Origin of the sequence: Pseudomonas sp. FBF18 (assembly GCF_024261405.1) — a bacterium.
Taxonomy (GTDB): Bacteria; Pseudomonadota; Gammaproteobacteria; order Pseudomonadales; family Pseudomonadaceae; genus Aquipseudomonas; species Aquipseudomonas palmensis.
Genome location: NZ_QKRS01000012.1, coordinates 28,380 through 44,257, shown reverse-complemented (window position 1 = coordinate 44,257; position 15,878 = coordinate 28,380). Strand labels below are relative to the sequence as shown.

At 62.2% G+C, this 15,878-nt stretch carries 13 protein-coding genes; 2 read left to right on the top strand and 11 right to left on the bottom strand.

Annotation, left to right across the window (positions count from 1 at the left end):
• Positions 1-38 precede the first annotated feature (38 nt).
• The 11 genes from DN387_RS18345 to DN387_RS18295 form a co-directional block, all read right to left on the bottom strand.
• Positions 39-1,268, bottom strand: a complete 1,230-nt coding sequence (locus DN387_RS18345) for a multifunctional CCA addition/repair protein (protein WP_054915961.1) — start codon at positions 1,266-1,268, stop codon at positions 39-41.
• A gap of 64 nt (positions 1,269-1,332) precedes the next feature.
• Positions 1,333-2,895, bottom strand: a complete 1,563-nt coding sequence (locus tag DN387_RS18340) for a SpoVR family protein (RefSeq protein ID WP_043863749.1) — start codon at positions 2,893-2,895, stop codon at positions 1,333-1,335.
• Positions 2,892-4,163, bottom strand: a complete 1,272-nt coding sequence (locus tag DN387_RS18335) for a YeaH/YhbH family protein (protein ID WP_043863750.1) — start codon at positions 4,161-4,163, stop codon at positions 2,892-2,894. The genes DN387_RS18340 and DN387_RS18335 overlap by 4 nt, the downstream gene beginning before the upstream one ends.
• A gap of 123 nt (positions 4,164-4,286) precedes the next feature.
• Positions 4,287-6,209, bottom strand: a complete 1,923-nt coding sequence (locus DN387_RS18330) for a PrkA family serine protein kinase (RefSeq protein WP_043863751.1) — start codon at positions 6,207-6,209, stop codon at positions 4,287-4,289.
• 281 nt (positions 6,210-6,490) lie between these two features.
• On the bottom strand, positions 6,491-6,820 hold the full coding sequence (gene glpE, locus DN387_RS18325) for a thiosulfate sulfurtransferase GlpE (protein WP_043863752.1): 330 nt from the start codon (positions 6,818-6,820) through the stop codon (positions 6,491-6,493).
• Between the two features lie 11 nt (positions 6,821-6,831).
• Positions 6,832-7,707, bottom strand: coding sequence for a symmetrical bis(5'-nucleosyl)-tetraphosphatase (locus DN387_RS18320; RefSeq protein ID WP_054915960.1), 876 nt, complete (start codon positions 7,705-7,707; stop codon positions 6,832-6,834).
• Positions 7,707-8,087: a Co2+/Mg2+ efflux protein ApaG gene (gene apaG / locus DN387_RS18315; RefSeq protein WP_043863754.1), complete on the bottom strand. Its 381-nt coding sequence runs from the start codon at positions 8,085-8,087 to the stop codon at positions 7,707-7,709. The genes DN387_RS18320 and apaG overlap by 1 nt, the downstream gene beginning before the upstream one ends.
• A 105-nt stretch (positions 8,088-8,192) precedes the next feature.
• Entirely contained in the window at positions 8,193-8,993 is an 801-nt protein-coding gene (rsmA, locus tag DN387_RS18310) for a 16S rRNA (adenine(1518)-N(6)/adenine(1519)-N(6))-dimethyltransferase RsmA (RefSeq protein WP_043863755.1), read from the bottom strand.
• The gene (gene pdxA, locus DN387_RS18305) at positions 8,990-9,979 is read right to left on the bottom strand and encodes a 4-hydroxythreonine-4-phosphate dehydrogenase PdxA (protein ID WP_054915959.1); all 990 of its coding nucleotides are present in this window, start codon (positions 9,977-9,979) and stop codon (positions 8,990-8,992) included. The genes rsmA and pdxA overlap by 4 nt, the downstream gene beginning before the upstream one ends.
• Positions 9,976-11,292, bottom strand: coding sequence for a peptidylprolyl isomerase (locus DN387_RS18300; protein ID WP_043863757.1), 1,317 nt, complete (start codon positions 11,290-11,292; stop codon positions 9,976-9,978). Before DN387_RS18300 ends, pdxA begins: the two co-directional genes overlap by 4 nt.
• Positions 11,273-14,053: an LPS-assembly protein LptD gene (locus tag DN387_RS18295; protein ID WP_043863758.1), complete on the bottom strand. Its 2,781-nt coding sequence runs from the start codon at positions 14,051-14,053 to the stop codon at positions 11,273-11,275. Before DN387_RS18295 ends, DN387_RS18300 begins: the two co-directional genes overlap by 20 nt.
• Before the next feature lie 130 nt (positions 14,054-14,183).
• On the opposite strand from DN387_RS18295, the gene DN387_RS18290 reads away from it, so the two are divergent.
• Positions 14,184-15,209, top strand: a complete 1,026-nt coding sequence (locus tag DN387_RS18290; RefSeq protein WP_054915958.1) for an aminoglycoside phosphotransferase family protein — start codon at positions 14,184-14,186, stop codon at positions 15,207-15,209.
• Entirely contained in the window at positions 15,206-15,877 is a 672-nt protein-coding gene (gene murU, locus DN387_RS18285) for an N-acetylmuramate alpha-1-phosphate uridylyltransferase MurU (RefSeq protein ID WP_054915957.1), read from the top strand. Before DN387_RS18290 ends, murU begins: the two co-directional genes overlap by 4 nt.
• Position 15,878 lies beyond the last annotated feature (1 nt).

The window sequence follows — 15,878 nt, the reverse complement described above, 5'->3', positions numbered from 1 at the left end:
CGGCAATCAGGAATCGCCGCCCTTGCCGGCCTAACGATTCAGGGTTTGGCGCTTTCCTTGTAGGCCTTGAGCGCATTCAGCCGCTCGCGCTTGATCGCCTCGCCCAGGCCCTGGCCGGTGAAGCCCTTCTCTACCAGTGGCTGCACCGCCACTGCCCGCGCGGCGTCTGCTGCGCCACGCAGGTAGGCGGCCTGTGGATAATCACGCTCCTCCAACCCCAGTCGCCCGCGCGCGTCCATCTCGCACGCGGCGATGAACTCTTCAAAGCGTTGCGGGCGCCGGTACACGTCGAAGCGCTGCAGCAACTCCAGCAAGGTCGATGCCTTCAGCTCCAGGGCCCGGTGGCCATGGGTATGGTACTCGCCCACCAGCAAGGCCAGTTCCTGGCAGTCGCGCGGTACCTTGAAGCGCTGGTTGACCGCCTTGATCGCCTTCAGCCCGCGGTGCTCATGGGCGATATGCCGCGGCCACTCCTCTTCGGGGGTCAGGCCTTTGCCCAGGTCATGCAGCAGGCAGGCCCAGCGTACCGTCAGCGGCTGGTTGTGACGGGCCGCCTGCTCCAGCACCGACAGGGTATGCACGCCGGTGTCGATTTCAGGATGATGCGCCGCAGGTTGCGGAACGCCGAACAGCACGTCGAGTTCGGGCATCAACTGCTTCAGCGCCCCGCAATCACGCAGCACCTGAATGAACACCTGGGGTTGCTCTTCCATCAGGGCGCGGGCGATTTCCTTCCAGCTGCGCTCGGCGGTAAGGGCCTGCAGTTCACCCGACTCGCTCAGCTCGCGCATCAGTGCGAGGGTTTCGGGGGCTACCTGGAAACCCAGCCCGGCATAGCGCGCGGCGAAACGCGCTACGCGCAGCACACGCAGGGGATCTTCGGCGAACGCGGGGGAAACGTGGCGTAAAATACGGTCTTGGAGATCCTGCTGGCCCTTGTACGGGTCGGTGATCCGGCCCTGTTCGTCCTCGGCCATTGCATTGATGGTCAGGTCGCGCCGCACCAGGTCTTCTTCCAGTGTGACCTCGGGGCTGGCATGGAAGGTGAAGCCGCCATAGCCGCGCCCGCTTTTGCGCTCCGTACGCGCCAGTGCATATTCTTCACCGCTGTGAGGGTGAAGGAAGACGGGGAAGTCGGCCCCCACCGGACGATAGCCCTGGGCCTGCATCTGCTCGACCGTCGCACCCACCACCACCCAGTCGATATCGGTGACCGGCCTGCCCAGCAGGCGGTCGCGCACGGCACCACCGACTTTATAGATCTGCATGAAAAAACCTCCGTTGAGGCCACAGGATACCCTGTCTGGCCACAACGGAGGTTGGCGCGGGCGGCTACAGGTGGACGACAGCCAGGTCCAGCCGTCCGTAGTCACCTTCGCCGTGTTCGCCCTTTGGGGGGACGTGGTGGGTCTTCATCACCTGGTCGCCTTGCAGGGTCTCCAGATGGATGTCGAAGCCCCACAGGCGGTGCAGGTGCTTGAGCACCTCGTCGGTGGAGTCGCCCAGCGGTTTGCGGTCATGTTGCTGGTGACGCAGCGTCAGCGAGCGATCGCCACGCCGGTCTATACTCCAGATCTGCACGTTGGGTTCGCGGTTGCCCAGGTTGTATTGCGCGGCCAGGATCTCGCGGATGGTGCGGTAGCCTGCTTCGTCGTGGATGGCCGGTACCAGCAGGTCGTCCTTCTGGTCGTCGTCCAGGATGCTGAACAGCTTGAGGTCGCGAATCACCGTGGGCGACAGGTACTGCAGGATGAAGCTCTCGTCCTTGAAGCTGCTCATGGCGAACTTGATGGTCGACAGCCAGTCGCTGCCGGCAATCTCGGGGAACCACCGGCGGTCTTCCTCTGTGGGGTGCTCGCACATGCGCCGGATGTCGCGGTACATGGCAAAACCCAGGGCATAGGGGTTGATGCCGCTGTAATAGGGGCTGTCGAAGCCTGGCTGGAACACAACGCTGGTGTGCGACTGCAGAAACTCCATCATGAAGCCCTCGGTCACGAGGCCCTCGTCGTACAGGTCGTTCATCAGGGTGTAGTGCCAGAAGGTCGCCCAGCCTTCGTTCATCACCTGGGTCTGGCGTTGCGGGTAGAAGTACTGTGCGATCTTGCGCACGATGCGCACGATCTCGCGTTGCCAGGGTTCGAGCAGCGGGGCGTGCTTCTCGATGAAGTACAGGATGTTTTCCTGCGGTTCGGCCGGGAAGCGCGCATTGTCTTTCTCGTTGTACTTGTCGGTGCCCTTGGGAATGGTGCGCCACAGGTCGTTGATCTGCTTTTGCAGGTGTTCTTCGCGGTCTTTCTGGCGGCGACGCTCTTCTTCGGCGGAGATCGGGTAGGGCCGCTTGTAGCGGTCGACGCCGTAGTTCATCAGGGCATGGCAGGAGTCCAGCAGGTCTTCCACCGCGTCGATGCCGTGGCGCTCCTCGCACTGGGTGATGTACTGCTTGGCGAACACCAGGTAGTCGATGATCGAGCTGGCGTCGGTCCAGGTGCGGAACAGGTAGTTGCCCTTGAAGAAGCTGTTGTGCCCGTAACACGCGTGCGCTACCACCAGCGCCTGCATGCAGATGGTGTTCTCCTCCATCAGGTAGGCGATGCAGGGGTCGGAGTTGATCACGATTTCGTAGGCCAGGCCCATCTGGCCGCGGCTGTACGATTTTTCTGTGCTCAGGAAATGCTTGCCGTAGGACCAGTGGTGATAGCCCAGCGGCATGCCGACCGACGCATAGGCGTCCATCATCTGCTCGGCGGTAATCACCTCGATCTGGTTGGGGTAGGTGTCCAGGGCGTAGCGCTCGGCCAGGCGACTGATTTCGCGGTCGTAGGCCTGGATCAGCTCGAACGTCCACTCGGACCCGGTGGAAAGGGGTTGGCGCTTCTGCTCTCTGGCGGTCATGTGGCTAACCTGCGCTGGAAGAGTTCACGGAAGACCGGGTAGATATCGCCGGCCGACACCAGCTGCTGCTGGGCGAAGGTATCGGCGAAGGCTTCGCCGATGCGTTCGTATTCGAACCACAAGGCCTGGTGCTCGCGAGGGGTGATCTCGACATAAGTGTAGTACTGCACGAACGGCATGATCTGCTTGGTGAGGATCTCGCGGCAGATGGGCGAGTCGTCGTTCCAGTTGTCACCGTCCGAAGCCTGGGCCGCGTAGATGTTCCATTCGCTGGCCTGATAGCGCTCGGCCATGATTTCCTGCATCAGTTTCAGGGCGCTGGAGACGATGGTGCCGCCCGTCTCGCGGGAATAGAAGAACTCTTCCTCATCCACTTCGCGCGCGCTGGTGTGATGGCGGATGAACACCACCTCGATCTTGTCGTAGTTTCGCTTCAGGAACAGGTACAGCAGGATGAAGAAGCGCTTGGCGATGTCCTTCGTGGCCTGGGTCATGGAGCCGGACACGTCCATCAGACAGAACATCACGGCCTTGGAACTGGGGTTGGGCTGCTTGACCAGCAGGTTGTACTTGAGGTCGAAGGTGTCGAGAAAGGGTACGCGGTGGATACGTGCACTCAGACGTTCTATTTCCCCTTCGATTTCCTGGATATCGCCGAAGTTGTCCGGCTCTTCGCGCTTCAGGCGTGCCAGTTCTTCCTGGGCGGCGCGCAGTTTGGCGCGGCTGCTGCCCGACAGCGCAATGCGCCGCGCATGGGCTGAGCGCAGGGTGCGGATGATATTGATGCGCGACGGGTTGCCTTCGTTGCTGATGCCCGCGCGCACGGTCTTGAAGGTGTCGGTGCCGGTCAGGTGACGCTTGACCAGATTGGGCAGCTCGAGGTCTTCGAACATGAACTCGAGGAATTCTTCCTGGGTGATCTGGAAGACGAACTCGTCCATGCCTTCGCCGGAATTGCCGGCCTTGCCCTTGCCGCCGCCTCCACCGCCGCCCTGCGGGCGCGCGATATGCTCGCCGGCGGTGAACTCCTTGTTGCCCGGGTGTACGACGGTCTGCTTGCCGCCGCGTCCATGGTGCAGTACCGGTTCGTCGATATCCCGGCCAGGAATGCTGATCTGTTCGCCATGCTCCATGTCGGTGATGGAGCGACGGCTCACGGCCTCTTCGACGGCCTTCTTGATGTGGTCACGGTAACGCCGCAGAAAGCGCTGGCGGTTGACCGTGCTCTTGTTCTTGCCGTTCAGGCGTCGGTCGATCACATAGCTCATAGGCCCCTCCGGGAGTAGGCAGTAGCTGCAAGCTTCAAGCTTCTAGCTTCAAGATGGGCAGCGCTGTCGCTGCAGGCCCGGCGCGTACTCCGGGCTTGCCGCTGACAGCCTGACGCTTGCCGCTTATTGCGATTTCCTGACCCGCAGGTACCATTCCGAGAGCAGCCGGACCTGTTTGTCCGTGTAGCCGCGTTCGACCATTCGCGTAACGAAGTCGTTGTGCTTCTGCTGGTCCTCCTTGCTCGCCTTGGCGTTGAAGCTGATGACCGGCAGCAGGTCTTCGGTGTTGGAGAACATTTTCTTCTCGATCACCACCCGCAGTTTTTCGTAGCTCAGCCAGGTCGGGTTCTTGCCGTTGTTGTTGGCCCGCGCGCGCAGCACGAAGTTGACGATCTCGTTGCGGAAATCCTTCGGATTGCTGATGCCAGCCGGTTTCTCGATCTTCTCCAGCTCCTCGTTGAGGGCGATGCGGTTGAGGATCTCGCCGGTTTCGGGGTCGCGGTACTCCTGGTCCTGAATCCAGAAGTCGGCGTACAGCACATAACGGTCGAAGATGTTCTGCCCGTATTCGCTGTAGGACTCCAGGTAGGCGGTCTGGATTTCCTTGCCGATGAACTCGATGTAGCGCGGTGCCAGGTATTCCTTGAGGTAGCGCAGGTAGCGCTCGCGCACCTCGGCCGGGAACTGTTCCTGTTCGATCTGCTGCTCCAGCACGTACAGCAGGTGCACCGGGTTGGCCGCGATTTCATGGGGGTCGAAGTTGAACACCTTGGACAGGATCTTGAAGGCGAAGCGGGTCGACAGGCCGTTCATGCCTTCGTCGACACCGGCCGAGTCGCGGTACTCCTGGATCGACTTGGCCTTCGGATCGGTGTCTTTGAGGTTCTCGCCGTCATACACGCGCATCTTGGAGTAGATATTCGAGTTCTCCGGCTCCTTGAGGCGCGACAGCACCGTGAACTGGGCCAGCATCTTCAGTGTGTCGGGTGCGCAGTGGGCCTTGGCCAGGGAGCTGTTGAACAGCAGCTTGTCGTAGATCTTGATCTCGTCGCTCACGCGCAGGCAGTACGGCACCTTGACGATGTAGATCCGGTCGATGAACGCCTCGTTGTTCTTGTTGTTGCGAAAGCTGTGCCATTCCGATTCGTTGGAGTGGGCCAGCAGAATCCCGGAGTAGGGGATGGCGCCGAGGCCCTCGGTGCTGTTGTAGTTGCCCTCCTGGGTGGCGGTGAGCAGCGGGTGCAGGACCTTGATCGGTGCCTTGAACATCTCGACGAATTCCATCAGGCCCTGGTTGGCCCGGCACAGTGCGCCCGAATAGCTGTAGGCGTCGGCGTCGTTCTGCGGGAATTCCTCGAGCTTGCGGATATCGACCTTGCCCACCAGCGCCGAGATGTCCTGGTTGTTCTCGTCGCCCGGCTCGGTCTTGGCCACGGCGATCTGGTTGAGGATCGAGGGGTAGAGCTTGACCACCTTGAACTGGCTGATGTCGCCGCCGAACTCGGCCAGGCGCTTGGTCGCCCAGGGCGACATGATGGTGTTCAGGTAGCGGCGCGGGATGCCGAAGTCCTCTTCGAGGATGGCGCCGTCCTCGGTGGCGTTGAACAGCCCCAGCGGGGACTCGAACACCGGCGAGCCCTTGATGGCGTAGAAGGGCACCTTTTCCATCAGTTGCTTGAGTTTTTCAGCCAGGGACGACTTGCCGCCACCCACCGGACCGAGCAGGTAGAGGATCTGTTTCTTTTCCTCCAGGCCCTGTGCGGCATGGCGGAAGTAGGAAACGATCTGGTCGATGCATTCTTCCATGCCATGGAAGTCTTCGAAGGCGGGGTAGCGCCGGATCACCTTGTTGGAGAAGATCCGCGACAGCCGCGAATTGTTCGACGTGTCGACCAGTTCCGGCTCACCAATAGCCATCAACAGGCGTTCGGCCGCCGACGCATAGGCACTACGGTCCTGCTTGCAGAGCTCAAGATACTCCTGCAGCGAGAGCTCTTCCTGACGGGTGGACTCGAAACGTTGTTGGAAGTGGCTAAAAATACTCATGACGTCACCTCGCTCGATACGTGGAGCCGACGTCGGATCGATCAGTTGATGCTGGCATGCAGACGGCACTGCCGCCTGCTGTATACCCCCCAGAACACCCTTGGAACCTTACCGATGACCCGCACGCCGGTGTACCGGCTCTCCCCTTTTTGGATGGCCTGGGCTTAAGGATAGTTGGTAATCGGCGAGGTCAAGGGCGGTTGGGCGATTAGTTCGCCACGACCGTTCGTCTGGTCTGGCGCGAGCCCGCGCAGGGCGCGGGCTGCAGGCCAACAAAAAAATTATTCGGCAGAGCCCTGGGCGGTTTCTGCCGGGAAGGTGGCGCGCCACAGCTCGAAGCCGCCGTCGAGGCTGTAGACGTCGGAAAAACCCTGGCTGACCAGATACGCGGCCGCGCTCTGGCTGGAGTTGCCGTGGTAGCAGACCACCACGGTAGGGGCGTCGAGGTCGGCGCCGCGGATGAAATCGGCGACCGACTGGTTGTCCAGGTGGCGGGCGCCGGTGATGTGGCCGTTGGCAAAGGTGGGCTGGTCGCGGATATCGACCACCACGGCGCCTTGCGCACGCAGCGCCTGAGCCTGCTCTGGAGGGATACGTTTGAATTCGCTCATGGGCGGGTCCTTCAGGATTGATCGGCTATTCTAGCCGGTTGCACGGGGCTGGCCAGCGGGCGTACGGTGCCTTCTTCGGTGCACTCGCAGCGGTGGTACTGGCCGGTATCGACATTGAACAGGGTCATCGCACCGCCCCACACGCAGCCGGTATCCAGTGCGTACACGCCTGGCTCGGTGCAGCGGCCCTCGAGGGCTGCCCAGTGACCAAAGATGATCTTCACGTGACGCGAGCGACGGCCCTTGTGGGCGAACCACGGTTTGTAGCCGGGTGGGGCGGTGTCGGCGCCTTCCTTGCCCTTGAGGTCCAGTTTGCCCTCGGCGGTGCAGAAGCGCATGCGGGTGAAATAATTGGTGATGACCCGCAGGCGTTCGACCCCGCCCAGGTTCTTGCTCCACTTGTTCGGCTCGTTGCCGTACATGCCGTCCAGATAGAGCTTGAGCCGATTGTCATCGCGTAGCACTTCTTCGACCTCGCCAGCCAGCTCCAGCGCCTTGCCCAGGGTCCACTGCGGTGGAATGCCGGCATGCACCATCGCCACGCCGCGCTGCTCGTCGTAATGCAGCAGCTTTTGCCGGCGCAGCCAGTCGAGCAGTTCGTCGGCATCCGGGGCGTCGAGAATCTCGCGCAGGGTGTCGCTTTTCTTCAGGCGCTCGATGTTGTGCCAGGCGGCCAGCAGGTGCAGGTCGTGGTTGCCCAGCACGCACACCAGCGAGTCGCGCATGGCGTACAGATAGCGCAGGGTTTCCAGCGACTCGGGGCCGCGGTTGACCAGGTCGCCGACCAGCCACAGGCGGTCGACCGACGGGTTGAAGTTGACCCGCTCGAGCAGGCATTTGAGCGGTTGCAGGCAGCCCTGGAGATCGCCGACGGCATACACCGCCATCAGTGCAGCGACCCGGGTACGGCCAGGCGGAACGCCTTGATCGGGGCCTCGAAACGGATGCCATCCTCGGCGAACATCTGATAGCTGCCTTCCATGGTGCCCACCTGGGTGCTGAGCACGGCACCACTGCTGTAGGTGTGGCTCTGGCCAGGCTCGATCAGCGGCTGCTGGCCAATCACCCCGGCGCCCTTGACCTCTTCCACCTGGCCATCGCCATTGGTGATGAGCCAGTGACGCGACATCAGCTTGGCGGCCACCGAACCGTTGTTGTGCACGGTAATGGTGTAGGCAAAGGCAAAGCGGTCGTTTTCGGGATCGGAATGTTCTTTGAGGAAGCGGGTGACGACGTCGACGTCGACCTGATAGCGGGGATCGGACATTCAAGAGGGCCTTGGCAACAGACGCGAATACGGCAATGGCATCAGTCTAGGCTATCGGCGGGGTTGCCGGCCAGTCATGCGGGCATGACCGGCCGTTATCAGGTGTTACTGCGGCTGTTCGGCCAGCTTGTCGGCCAGGCGCACGAAGGCGGCCAGGTCCAGTTGCTCGGGGCGCAGGCTGCCATCGACACCGGCGGCGGCGATCTCGTCGCTGCTGAGCAGGGCCTTCAAGGTGTTGCGCAGTGTCTTGCGGCGCTGGTTGAACGCTTCGCGCACGATGCGCTCGAGCAGGCGATGGTCCTTTGCCGGGTGCGGCAGGGTGGTGTGGGGCACCAGGCGCACGATGGCCGAATCGACCTTGGGCGGTGGGTTGAACGCCCCCGGGCCGACGTTGAACAGGTGTTCCACGCGGCAGTGGTACTGCACCATGATCGACAGACGGCCCCAGTCGCCACCGCCCGGGCCGGCGGCCAGGCGCTCGACCACTTCCTTCTGCAGCATGAAGTGCATGTCGCGGATCAGCTCGGCGTTGGCCAGCAGGTGAAAGATCAGTGGGGTGGAGATGTTGTACGGCAGGTTGCCGACCACCCGCAGGCTGCGCGGCGCGGCGCCCAGGCTGGTGAAGTCGAACTTGAGCGCATCGCCCTGGTGCAGGCGGAAGTTATCACGGCCGGCGAACTGCTGGTTGAGGATCGGTACCAGGTCCTTGTCCAGTTCCACCACATCCAGCTGGCCGCCGCTGTTGAGCAGGCCCTGGGTCAGGGCGCCCTGGCCCGGACCGATTTCCAGCAGGCGCTCACCTGCCTTGGCGCTGATCGAGCGCAGGATGCGATCGATGACGCCGGCGTCGTGCAGAAAGTTCTGGCCGAAGCGCTTGCGCGCCTTGTGTTGGTATTGCTCGGTCATAAATGGGTCTCGGCCATCTGGTAGGCGGTTTCCAGTGCTACCTGCAGGCTGCCGGTGTCGATCCTGCCGGTGCCGGCAAGGTCCAGGGCGGTGCCGTGGTCCACCGATGTGCGAATGATCGGCAGGCCCAGGGTAACGTTCAAGGCGGCGCCGAAGCCCTTGTACTTGAGCACCGGCAGGCCCTGGTCGTGGTACATCGCCAGCACTGCGTCGCAGTGCTCCAGATATTTGGGGGTAAACAGGGTGTCGGCAGGCAACGGGCCGCGCAGGTCCATGCCTTCGCTGCGCAGGCGCGCCAATGTCGGTTCGATGATGTCTATTTCTTCGCTGCCCAGGTGGCCGCCTTCACCCGCATGCGGGTTGAGCCCGCACACCAGGATGCGTGGCTGGGCGATGCCGAACTTGCTCTGCAGGTCGGCATGCAGGATCCGCGTGACCCGCTCCAGGCGTTCGGCGGTGATGGCGTCGGCCACTGCGCGCAGCGGCAGGTGCGTGGTCACCAGGGCCACGCGCAGCCCGCGGGTGGCAAGCATCATCACCACTTGCGCAGTGTGGGTGAGCTCGGCGAGGAATTCGGTATGCCCGGAAAACGCAATGCCGCTTTCGTTGATCACGCCCTTGTGCACGGGCGCGGTGATCATCCCGGCAAAGTGCCCGTCAAGGCAGCCCTGGCCCGCACGGGTCAGGGTTTGCAGTACGAAGGCGGCGTTGCGTTTGTCCAGCTGCCCGGCGACTACCCGGCTTGCCAGCGGCGTGTCCCACACGTACAGGCTGCCCGCAGGGGCAGGCGCATCCGGGAAGGCGTCGGGGCTGACAGGCAGCAGCGTGACGGCCACGCCCAGTTGCGCGGCCCGCTCGACGAGCAGGTCACGACTGGTAATGGCGATCAGGGGGTGGGGCTGGGCGTGCTCGGCGAGCAGCAGGCACAGGTCAGGTCCTATGCCGGCCGGCTCGCCGGGTGTCAGGGCGAAGCGCTGGTGTTTCACTGGGCTGCCTGGTCGGCGCCAGGAAGCTTGATTTCAACATAGGCTTCGTCGCGGATCTGACGCAGCCAGCTTTGCAGCTCTTCGTCGTACTTGCGGTTGCGCAGCACGTTCATGGCTTGCTGTTCGCGTGCCTGTTCGGTGCTGTCGGTGGAGCGACGACCCAGGACTTCCAGTACGTGCCAGCCGTATTGGGTCTGGAACGGCTTGGACAGCTGACCCTGAGGGGTGCTGGCCATGACTTCGCGGAACTCGGGTACCAGTGCGTTCGGATCGACCCAGTTGAGGTCGCCGCCATTGAGCGCCGAACCCGGATCTTCGGAGAAGCTCTTCGCCAGCTCGGCGAAATCTTCGCCGGCGCTGATGCGTTCATAGAGCTTTTCCGCCAGTTGCTGGGTGGCGGCTTCGCTGCGCACTTCGCTTGGCTTGATCAGGATGTGGCGAACATGCACTTCGTCGCGCAGCTGTGTCTGGCCGCCGCGCTTTTCCTGCAGCTTCAGGATGATGAAGCCACCCGGTGTGCGTACAGGCTCGGTGACGTCACCCACAGCCATGGTGCTGAGCAGGCGATCGAAAGGAGGTGGCAGCTGGGCGGCCTTGCGCCAGCCCATCTCGCCACCTTCCAGTGCGTTCTCGCTGGCCGAACGGGCAGTCGCCAGCTGGGCGAAGTCGGCGCCTTGCTTGAGCTGCTGGTAGATCGCGGCCGCTTGCTGGCCAGCCGCCTGGATAGCCGCCGAGTTGGCGCTTTCCGGGGTCGGGATCAGGATGTTGGCCAGGCGGAACTCTTCGGACAACTGCATCTTGCCCAGGTCCGAGGCGAGGAAGTTCTTCACTTCCTGTTCCGAAACCTGGATGCGTTCGGCTACCCGGCGCTGGCGCACGCGGCTGATGATCATCTCGCGACGGACCTGCTCGCGGGCGTCATCGAACGACAGGCCGTCATGGGCCAGGGCCGCACGGAACTGGCTCATGTTCATGCCGTTGCGCTGGGCAATGGTGTCCATGGCCTGATTGAGTTCTTCGTCGGTGATGCGGATGCCGGAACGATCGCCAATCTGCAGTTGCAGGTTTTCCACGATCAGGCGCTCCAGCACCTGCTGGTCGAGCACGCCGGGCGGAGGTGTGGCGCCGCCGCGCTTGGCGATGGTCTGTTCGACCTCGCGCACGCGCTGGTCCAGCTGGCTTTGCATGACCACGTCGTTGTCGACGATGGCCACCACCTTGTCCAGGGTCTGCACCGCGGCGTGCGCGGTGCTGCTCAGTAGTACAGCGCCCAGCATCAGCGGGCGCAGACAATCAATAAGCTTGGTCTTCACGTGCACGGTAACCTTGAATGCCTTGATCGAGGAAAGTTTCGACCTTTTTACCTACTACACCACCGAGGCCTTTCAGCACGATCTGCAGGAAGATCCCATGGTCGCCTTTTTCGTTGGAGGGTGCGTCCTGGCTGTATTCGTCGTAATCGATCCAGTAGCGGTTGATCAGACGCAGCTTCCAGCAGCAGTTGTCGTACTCGAAACCGCCCATGGCTTCCAGGGTGCGGTTGCGGTTGTAGTCGTGCTGCCAGCGGGCGATTGCAGTCCACTGCGGAACGATTGGCCACATGACGGAGAAGTCATGTTGCTGGATCTTGTAGTAGTCCTTCACATAGCCAGGTTGTCCCGGGGTGCCGTAGTCGCCACCACCCACCTGCCAGCGACCGGTGCTTTGATCGTAGCGAACCCCGTCGTTGCGATAGCGATAACCCAGGTTGACGATCTTGTTGACGTTGTCTTCCGGTTGGTAGTGGAACATGGCGCTGCCGGAACGCGTACTGCGGGTATCCGGGTCCCAGTTGAAGTCGGAATTCACGCGCCAGTCGCGGTTGAAGCGGAACTGGTATTCCAGCGCGTAGGGCGAGACGTCGGATTGCGAGTCGTTGCGTGTGCGGTAATCGATACGCGGCAGCTGAACCTTGCGATCCTTGAAGTACAGCGCTTGGCCAACGCTCAAACGTTGACGTTCGAAACCGTTGTCTTCGATCCAGCGGTTTGTCAAACCCAACGACAGCTTGTTTTCGTCGCCGATACGGTCTGTCCCACTGAAGCGGTTTTCGCGGAACAATGATGCATAGCTGAAAGTCGATTCGCCGGTATCGAAAACCGGAATGTCCGTCTGGTCCTTGTATGGGACGTACAGATAGAACAGGCGCGGTTCCAGTGTCTGGCGGTAGTCCTTGCCGAACCACTGCGTGTCGCGGTCGAAGTACAGACCGCTGTCGACGCTGAAAATGGGCACGCTTCGGTCTTGCGAACTATTGAATTGTTCATCTGCTGCGAGTGTCTGTTTGCCGCGTTGGTCCAGATCCAGCTGGTAATTGGTGTAGACATATGTCAGCGAAGGTCTGACGTAGCCATAAGAGGCGTTCAGCGGCAAGCTCATGTTGGGAGCGAGATTGATCCGGTCACCGTTGGCACGCGCCAGACCGGATACTCGAGTGTCATACCACGGCGTGGAGCGGTCGTCCTTGTCTACGAAGTTACCCTCGCGCAAGTCGCGATCGAAACGTACGAACTCGGTACTGTAGGCAAAGTCCAAGCCCCCGGGATGGTAGGGTAGCCTGCCGCCAAAAGTAACCTGGGGCAGACGGCCATACGGAGTGATCTGGCTGATAGTCGCCAGTTTGTAGTCCTGCATATTCAGCCGCGCAGTATAACTGTCTCCCCGATATGTCAACGCACCCTGCTGGTTGATATAGTCGGTACTTTCTACGCCGAGCTGATCCGTTTCCAGGTCCTGGAAGTAGTAGGGATCGCTGATGTTGGTGTAATCGACCTCGGTCATCAGGCGCTCGTCCAGGCCACCCTTGTGCTGCCAGTTGATCATCCAGCGCTTTTCTTTGTAGTCGGACTGGCGCTTGCGCTCGTCCTCCTCGTCATTCAGCCACGCACCACCGAACTGCCCTTCGCTGGACTTGGTCAGGTAGCGGAACTCGCCTTCCATCAACAGGCCGCGCTTGGCCATGTAGCGTGGATACAAGGTGGCGTCGTAGTTCGGTGCCAGGTTGAAGTAGTACGGCGTGACCAGCATGAAGCCGGTGTCGCTGCTGGTACTGAACGATGGCGGCAGGAAGCCGGACTGGCGACGGTCATCGATCGGGAAGTAGATGTACGGGGTGTAGAACACCGGTACATCCTTGACCCGCAGGGTGACGTTGGTCGCGGTACCGAAGCCGGTGGCCGGGTTCAGCGTGATGTTGTTGCCCTTGAGCTGCCAGGCGTTGCTGTTCGGCTCGCAGGTGGTGTAGGTACCGTCCTTGAGGCGAATGATCGCGTTTTCGGCACGCTTGGCGTACAGCGCGTTACCGCGGATACGCGATTTGTGCATCACGTACTCGGCGTTGTCGACCTTGGCTTCACCGGTGTCGAGCTGGATGTCGGCGTGATCGCCAACCACCAGCGAACCGTTGTCGCGGATCTTGACGTTGCCGCTCAGTTCGCCACGGTTCTCGGCCTGATACAGATTGGCCTCGTCGGCCTCGACCTGCATGCTGCCCTGGCGCATCACCACGTCACCGGCGAGGGTGGCGATCTGCTGCTCCTGCTGGTAGCGCGATACCTTGGCACCGATGAAGGTCGGCGCCTCGTCCTTGGGCGTGGTGTCATCCATGCCCGGACGGGTTGGCTCGATGTAGGCCCCGGAGCAATACGGGCCGGCTTCGGCGAGCTGGGCAGGGGTCAGCTGATCGCGTGGTACCCAGTCCAGATGGCTGTAGTCGGCGCTGCGTGCCTTCAGGCCGCGCCCCTTGGTTTCGGTGACGAGTGCTGGGCCTTTGCCCGCTGCTTCGGCACTGCCGTCGGCGCTCTGGGCAGGCGTTTCGCCGGCCGAGCTGACCGCCGCACCGTCATGCACAGGGCGTGGTGGCAGGTTCGCGGTGCTGGTCTTGGGCTTGCAGTCCCAACCTCCGGCAGCGGAAACTTGGCAGTCGAACTGCTCGGCAGCCACCACGTACGACGTGGCCAGGGGTTGCATCGCCAGCAGACCGCCGGTGACGAGCAACGGGAATTTTTTACGAAACGCGGGGGATTTCAATGCCATCTTATTAGTCCGGGCTTCCTGCGTGCCATCTGCCCGCGTGTGGGGCCGCACGCCTCTCGATGGTCTGAAAAAGATGCTGGATAATAAAGCATGACCCGCTTGACGGCTAGGGCCGTCGGAGACCCATGTAATGCCCGAACATGATGTACGCCTGCAACACCTGAATGTATGGCTGGCCGAACAGCTGGCAAATCTTTTCCATAAACAGGGCTGGGGTCCGGTTCCAGCGGGCTGCCTGACCGCTGCCAGCAGCGACGCGAGCTTTCGCCGCTACTTCCGCTGGGCCGCCGAAGGACGCAGTTTTATTGTGATGGATGCCCCGCCGCCGCAGGAAAACTGCCGGCCTTTTGTGGAAATTGCTCATTTATTGGCCAGCGCCGAGGTCAATGTGCCGCAAATTCACGCTCAGGATCTCGAGCGCGGCTTCCTGCTGCTGAGTGATCTGGGCAACCACACCTACCTCGATGTGATCACCAGCGACAACGCCGATGGCCTGTTCGACGATGCCATCCAGGCGCTGCTGGCCTTCCAGCAACTGCCGATGCAGGCGCCGTTGCCCAGTTATGACCTGGCCCTGCTGCGCCGTGAGCTGGAGCTGTTCCCAGAGTGGTACGTGGGCCGTGAACTGGGCCTGCAGATGAATAATGAGCAGCAGGCGGCCTGGCAACGCATCAGCACCCTGCTGATCGACAGCGCCCTGGCCCAGCCCAAGGTGCTGGTGCACCGTGACTACATGCCGCGCAACCTGATGCAGAGTGTGCCCAACCCGGGCGTGCTGGATTTCCAGGATGCGGTGTACGGCCCGGTGACCTACGACATCACCTGTCTGTTCAAGGACGCCTTCCTCAGTTGGCCGCAGGCACGGGTAGAGGGCTGGCTCAAGGACTACTGGCAGCGGGCGCAGGCTCTGGGCGTACCGGTGCAGGCCGATTTCGAGGACTTCCAGCGTGCCAGCGACCTGATGGGCGTGCAGCGCCACCTCAAGGTGATCGGCATCTTCGCGCGCATCTGCCACCGTGACGGCAAGCCGCGCTACCTGGCCGATGTGCCGCGGTTCTTTGCTTATATAGATGAAGTGATCGCCCGCCGCCCTGAGCTGGCCGAGCTGGACGAACTGATCGACAGCCTGCAGGCCGCAGGCGGGGCGCGCGCATGAAGGCGATGATTCTAGCCGCAGGCAAGGGCGAGCGCATGCGCCCGCTGACCCTGCATACACCCAAGCCACTGGTGCCGGTGGCCGGCGTGCCGTTGATCGAGTATCACCTGCGCGCCCTGGCGAGGGCGGGCTTCACCGAGGTGGTGATCAATCATGCCTGGCTGGGGCAGCAGATCGAAGAGCACCTGGGCGATGGCGCGCAACTTAGCCTGAGCATCCGCTATTCCGCCGAAGGCGAACCACTGGAAACCGGTGGCGGGATCTACAAGGCGCTGCCGCTGCTTGGCGACGCGCCTTTTGCGCTGATCAACGGCGACATCTGGACCGAGTACGACTTCAGCCGCCTGCCTGCGTCGCTGTCCGGGCTGGCGCACCTGGTGCTGGTGGACAACCCGGGCCATCACGGCAAAGGTGACTTCCGCCTGCAGGCCGGGCAGGTCAAGGATGCCGACGCGGTTTCGCCGACCTTGACCTACAGCGGGATCGCCGTGCTGCACCCGGAACTGTTCGACGGTTGCCAGGCCGGCGCCTTCAAGCTGGCACCGCTGTTTCGCCAGGCGATGGCCAAGGGCCTGGTCAGTGGGGAGCATTTCACTGGCCAGTGGGTGGATGTCGGTACCCTCGAACGCCTTGCCGAAGTCGAGCGCCTGCTCGCCGAGCGCCGCTGAC

What these genes read in the sequence shown, in the direction of transcription:
- DN387_RS18320 (WP_054915960.1), bottom strand. Translation starts at nt 7,707, where the DNA reads ATGGCGGTGTATGCCGTCGGCGATCTCCAGGGCTGCCTGCAACCGCTC.
- glpE (WP_043863752.1), bottom strand. Translation starts at nt 6,820, where the DNA reads ATGAGCGAATTCAAACGTATCCCTCCAGAGCAGGCTCAGGCGCTGCGT.
- DN387_RS18340 (WP_043863749.1), bottom strand. Translation starts at nt 2,895, where the DNA reads ATGACCGCCAGAGAGCAGAAGCGCCAACCCCTTTCCACCGGGTCCGAG.
- DN387_RS18330 (WP_043863751.1), bottom strand. Translation starts at nt 6,209, where the DNA reads ATGAGTATTTTTAGCCACTTCCAACAACGTTTCGAGTCCACCCGTCAG.
- DN387_RS18290 (WP_054915958.1), top strand. Translation starts at nt 14,184, where the DNA reads ATGCCCGAACATGATGTACGCCTGCAACACCTGAATGTATGGCTGGCC.
- DN387_RS18335 (WP_043863750.1), bottom strand. Translation starts at nt 4,163, where the DNA reads ATGAGCTATGTGATCGACCGACGCCTGAACGGCAAGAACAAGAGCACG.
- DN387_RS18295 (WP_043863758.1), bottom strand. Translation starts at nt 14,053, where the DNA reads ATGGCATTGAAATCCCCCGCGTTTCGTAAAAAATTCCCGTTGCTCGTC.
- murU (WP_054915957.1), top strand. Translation starts at nt 15,206, where the DNA reads ATGAAGGCGATGATTCTAGCCGCAGGCAAGGGCGAGCGCATGCGCCCG.
- rsmA (WP_043863755.1), bottom strand. Translation starts at nt 8,993, where the DNA reads ATGACCGAGCAATACCAACACAAGGCGCGCAAGCGCTTCGGCCAGAAC.
- DN387_RS18345 (WP_054915961.1), bottom strand. Translation starts at nt 1,268, where the DNA reads ATGCAGATCTATAAAGTCGGTGGTGCCGTGCGCGACCGCCTGCTGGGC.
- apaG (WP_043863754.1), bottom strand. Translation starts at nt 8,087, where the DNA reads ATGTCCGATCCCCGCTATCAGGTCGACGTCGACGTCGTCACCCGCTTC.